The organism is Vulcanococcus limneticus LL, from assembly GCF_002252705.1.
In the GTDB taxonomy this organism is placed as follows: Bacteria; Cyanobacteriota; Cyanobacteriia; order PCC-6307; family Cyanobiaceae; genus Vulcanococcus; species Vulcanococcus limneticus.
This window is the reverse complement of sequence record NZ_NQLA01000096.1, coordinates 1-4,166: the sequence shown is the minus strand read 5'-3', so window position 1 is coordinate 4,166 and position 4,166 is coordinate 1. Positions and strand designations below refer to the sequence as shown.

The following is a 4,166-nucleotide window of genomic DNA, read 5'->3' as shown; positions in this document are numbered from 1 at the left end:
CGGTACATGTGGAAAACTTTGGTCGGCAATTTGGCCGTAACAGGCCGATTTGCGCACATTTTACCGGCAGAAGCTGCTCAGATCCATTGCGGCGCAGGAGATCTGGTGTTTCTCAGGAGGCCCTCAGTAGCGGAGACCTGCAGCGAGGGCACGGCCTCGTGGTCGAGTGAGATGATACAGAGGATCACGCACACCCCAGAGCTTCTCAGCACTGCACAACTCTATTTAAGCATTAGTCAGGAGAATGAGGCACGCGGCCCGTCTCAAAGTATTCAGGGCAACCGTCGGGCATATCCAACGGATCGCTTCCCCTAAATTCTTCGCAAATACTAGAGACTCTTCGCTGGTAGTCCTGTTCAATCTTTGCGGATTTTTCTATATATTGATTAAACAACTTTAAGCCGTAGGTGATTCTTTTTTTACGCTCCTTGTCAATTTTCTCCTGAAGAGCAGGGTTTGTTTTCGCAAGAAACTCATTTCTGCCGCTCAGCAGATCAGACTCATCATCGCCTCGGGTAAAGATTTCGGCCGCTCCACTATCATTAATGTAACAGAGGACCGTCGAAGGGTCTCCGTAGCCACCATAGGAGTTCTTCGCGTTATAAGTCCACTCCCACGTGACCACCGAGGTCTTCTGCGCCACAAAGGGCTTCTTGTCAATTCGATAGGAATCGGGATCTTTAAGTCCACTTTTTACCGCTCGGTTACATCCTTCCGGGAAGAAGTTAAGCCCGTGTTCCTTCGTAAAGATGGGGCTACCCACACAGCCGCTAGAAATCCCCCCAATAACTGAGGCCAAGCCGATTGCCGAAGCCCTAGAAACAAGTCGACGCATGAAGGCTGTATGACTAGGAGAATCAAAGTCCACTGTACAAGAGCAGGCCCATTTTGACCGTAACGAATATCCATGAGAACATGAAGTACCTCAAGGCCAGCTCTACCTGCTGCTCCTGGCCCAACCCCGCGGAGATCGCAGCTGCGTTGATCGCCGGGGGCGTCACTGCCTTTGCGCTACGCAGCAGGGGCTCCAGCTCACAAGGAGGCACTCCCCCCGAGGCCGGCCCAGCTCCGCGCAGCGGCCCCCCGCTGCTGCCCCGGCCCCTCACCCCCAAGGGCCTGCTGCCCCAGGGTGCCCCGCGCAAGTCCAAGACCCAGCGCATGCGCGAGAACACCGCCGCTGCTGCGCGGAGCGCGGAGCGCTCGATCGGCCGGGCCGCCCAGGCCGAAATCACCCGGGCTGGTGCTGTCGCGAATGCCATGGCCGCCAGCGGTGAGGCCACCGGCATGGCCGCCAAGACCGGCTTCCGCGAAGTCCGCCTGCGGGCCGAGGCCCTGCGCCGCCGCTTCGAGCCGGGCTACCGCCCCGCCGACGCGCCGAAGCCTCCCAAGCAGCTCACCGAAGGTGGCCCCGCCGTGCAGATCCCCTTCTACCCCGCGGCGCCCCTCACCCCCGAGCGCGTCCAGGTCGACCCCCGCACCGGCCAGCCCCGCCGGCGCAAGGCCCGTGGCTTCGGCCGCGGTGACGCTGCTTCGCACCAGCTGATCGGCACCCACTACGTGGACCCTGCAGCGCAGCGGGGCGACGGCCGCTCCACCGACTACTACCGGAGCCACCCGGAGGCCCGGGCCAAGAAGGTCGCCACCCAGGCCGCCATCAACCGCCGTCCCGAAGAGCGCAAGCGCCGCGCCGAGCTGAACCGTGAGCGCCGCCGCCCCCGAGGACAACACAATCACCCGTCCAGCTGATCGATACTCCCCTCAACCGCCTAGATCTCGCATTGAGTTCGATGGATGTTCATCCTATTCTGCCGGCACCCTTTCGAGTTCAAGCATCGGTAACTAGCCACCACTACGGCCAGATGTATCGGTGATGTTGGCACACAGAGAAGCAACCATTTCATCTTCGCCATGACGGGTCTTGCTGTCCGGTCCGGATGGTTTCTTCCATCCCTGCCAACCGGTGTCAGGCCGAAAGATGTTAACCTTAAGCTGGTTGCAATCAACACCAATAGTCCAACGCATGGCGGTTCCTCCACAGTCAACCGCAGTGGTGCGGACACCATTGGAGTTCAACCGCCAGCCGGCCCAGTCGTAAAGACATGCACCGTGGCGACGCCACTCGGCCTGAGGGGACGATCGGATCTTGTTGAGAAGCGCCTTGGCAGGAGGGCTCAGCGATGGTTGCAGCGTCTCAAAACTCGGGAGAGCGAGCTGTGCGCCTCGCCAACGCACGGAGAGGCTGGAGCGGCATTCGGGGCCAGAGAGGGCACCGCTGTGGCAGGCCTGCTGCTTGGCGAGGGCCTCAATCGGGCTAAGGGCCGAACCACCGCCGATTCGGGCGCGCTCGCCGGGAGTCAACACCCCTGAGAGCACCAACTGATCGAGCGACTCGACCCCAAAAGAGCCAGTAGACCTGGGTACAGGACTTGGGGTAGAGGTGGCATGGATGGGGCTAGAAGATGATGGGAATGGCAGTGATGGAGCGTCCAAGGCAGTGGGACGCATTGCCCTTAATTGCTCTAGATCTGAATCGTAGAACCGCTGGTAATCACCGAAGCTTTTCCGACTTGCCAAAGACTTCCACCTCGATGACATTCGAGAGAGCAATACACTATTCATATGCCCCATATCGGCCAGGCCCAAGGCGCCAGTACGATCAATGAGGAACAAGGCCACTTGATCTTGAACTTCTGGCTCAAAATCAGGGAGTCTCAGTACCTTCTTAGCCTCTCTTACGTCGGAGAGGGTGAGCTGATAGGCGCCAGCAGCCGCACTATTGGCTTTGTTGGACTTTTTGACTAGAGCGGGATGCTTCCTCAAGTCTCGAGCAGTTGCCCCGTTTGGCATCGTGAAATACCCCCTATCCTCTCCGTTGGTCCAGGTCCCAAGTGCATAACGGAGAGTGTTGAGCAATGCTCGTCGTTCGGGGGTTATAAGATAAAAAGGACGGACACTTGATTCAGCAGTGCCTCCAGTAGAGACTTGGCGCAGCGCACACTCCAATGATCCGTCACTACAAGGTGGAGGAGTGGACTGCGCCAGTGTTGGGTCGACCAAAAAGAGGGGTAGGGTCAATGGCAAAAAAATCTTGTACACTACTGGGTCCAATTCCTAATAGGGTCGCACCAGGTTCTCATGATGACACACCAGCGATCACATGTAGATGTGGCCACTGGAACAGGCTAAACTGAGCTGCGAGCTACCGTGAGCTTACTACAGACTATCTTGTCAACTGGCCAGTATTGGGAGTATTGCTGTGCGAGATTTATAGCAATCTCCGGTCTCTAAAGACCTGAGATCTCCACTCAAGCCGCCATTCTCCGATGCGCCATCTGCCTGTTTCCCCTATCCCCTACCAGACATCAGGGCATATCGAGCGTATCTTCTTGAGGATAACTGCCATTCGAATCCCCCTTAGGAGCTCTTTCTCTTTGGGAGTCTTTGCGTTGTACCAGGGAAGCGGGGACGCGCTTTCAATGACGCTAATAGCCTTACTAAGCAGACCAAAGACGCCTGGCGCATACATGGGAGTATAGTCTAGGTTTAACTTTCTCCCTTGATCGCATACGACGCCTGCGATTGAATATACATAGGGCAACCTCTCTTCGTATTCAATCAACCTCTGCATAGATTCCCTGTACGACTCTTGCGAGTTGCTAGCTGTCGGATAGAGCATGGAAAGCGCTGCCAGCAAAGCGCTACAGAAATATACTGTCTTCCGGTTTGTGGTCATGGCCAAGGAGGAATCTAGGCTCATCGCGCCAATATGACATAGCCATCAGGCTACCGTAATCTCATCGAACTGCAACCCCCGCTTTCAGGAAAGATGTCACCCCTCTCAATCACACACCCGGGGGCTTGATGGAGCAGTTCAATGCGTCGTTACAGCGAGGCCGTCAAGGCTGATGTCAGGAGGAGGATGAGCCCGCCGCAGCGGCAGAGCGTGGCGCGGATTTCCGAGGAGCTGGGCATCCACGTGGTGACCCTCTACAACTGGAGGAAAGCCTGGCGTCTGCAGGGAGAGGTGGTGCCCGCATCCGAGAAGGAACCAGAGGGCTGGAGCGCTGCTGACAAGTTCACGGTGGTGCTCGAGACCGCTGGCCTCAACGACACCGAGCTCGGTGCCTACTGCCGGGAGCGGGGTCTGTTCCCTGAGCAGGTGAGCC

4 protein-coding genes are annotated in these 4,166 nt (G+C 57.6%); 2 read left to right on the top strand and 2 right to left on the bottom strand.

What is annotated here, in order from left to right; all coding sequences use genetic code 11:
• Positions 1 to 232: 232 nt before the first annotated feature.
• Positions 233 to 835: a hypothetical protein gene (locus CJZ98_RS18590; protein ID WP_198537944.1), complete on the bottom strand. Its 603-nt coding sequence runs from the start codon at positions 833 to 835 to the stop codon at positions 233 to 235.
• A gap of 53 nt (positions 836 to 888) precedes the next feature.
• Here CJZ98_RS18590 and CJZ98_RS17270 point away from each other — a divergent pair, with 53 nt between their 5' ends.
• Entirely contained in the window at positions 889 to 1,746 is an 858-nt protein-coding gene (locus CJZ98_RS17270; protein WP_157911077.1) for a hypothetical protein, read from the top strand.
• A gap of 1,606 nt (positions 1,747 to 3,352) precedes the next feature.
• Here the strand turns inward: CJZ98_RS17270 and CJZ98_RS18580 are convergent.
• Positions 3,353 to 3,733 (bottom strand): hypothetical protein, encoded by a 381-nt coding sequence (locus CJZ98_RS18580; RefSeq protein ID WP_198537942.1) that lies wholly within the window; start codon positions 3,731 to 3,733, stop codon positions 3,353 to 3,355.
• A 186-nt stretch (positions 3,734 to 3,919) separates the two neighbouring features.
• Here CJZ98_RS18580 and CJZ98_RS17260 point away from each other — a divergent pair.
• Positions 3,920 to 4,166, top strand: a 247-nt coding sequence (locus CJZ98_RS17260; RefSeq protein ID WP_232756581.1) for a helix-turn-helix domain-containing protein, incomplete at its 3' end; no start/stop codon positions are given.

Excerpts from the sequence above, each read along its gene's own strand:
- CJZ98_RS18590 (WP_198537944.1), bottom strand. The coding sequence starts at position 835 with ATGCGTCGACTTGTTTCTAGGGCTTCGGCAATCGGCTTGGCCTCAGTT.
- CJZ98_RS18580 (WP_198537942.1), bottom strand. The coding sequence starts at position 3,733 with ATGACCACAAACCGGAAGACAGTATATTTCTGTAGCGCTTTGCTGGCA.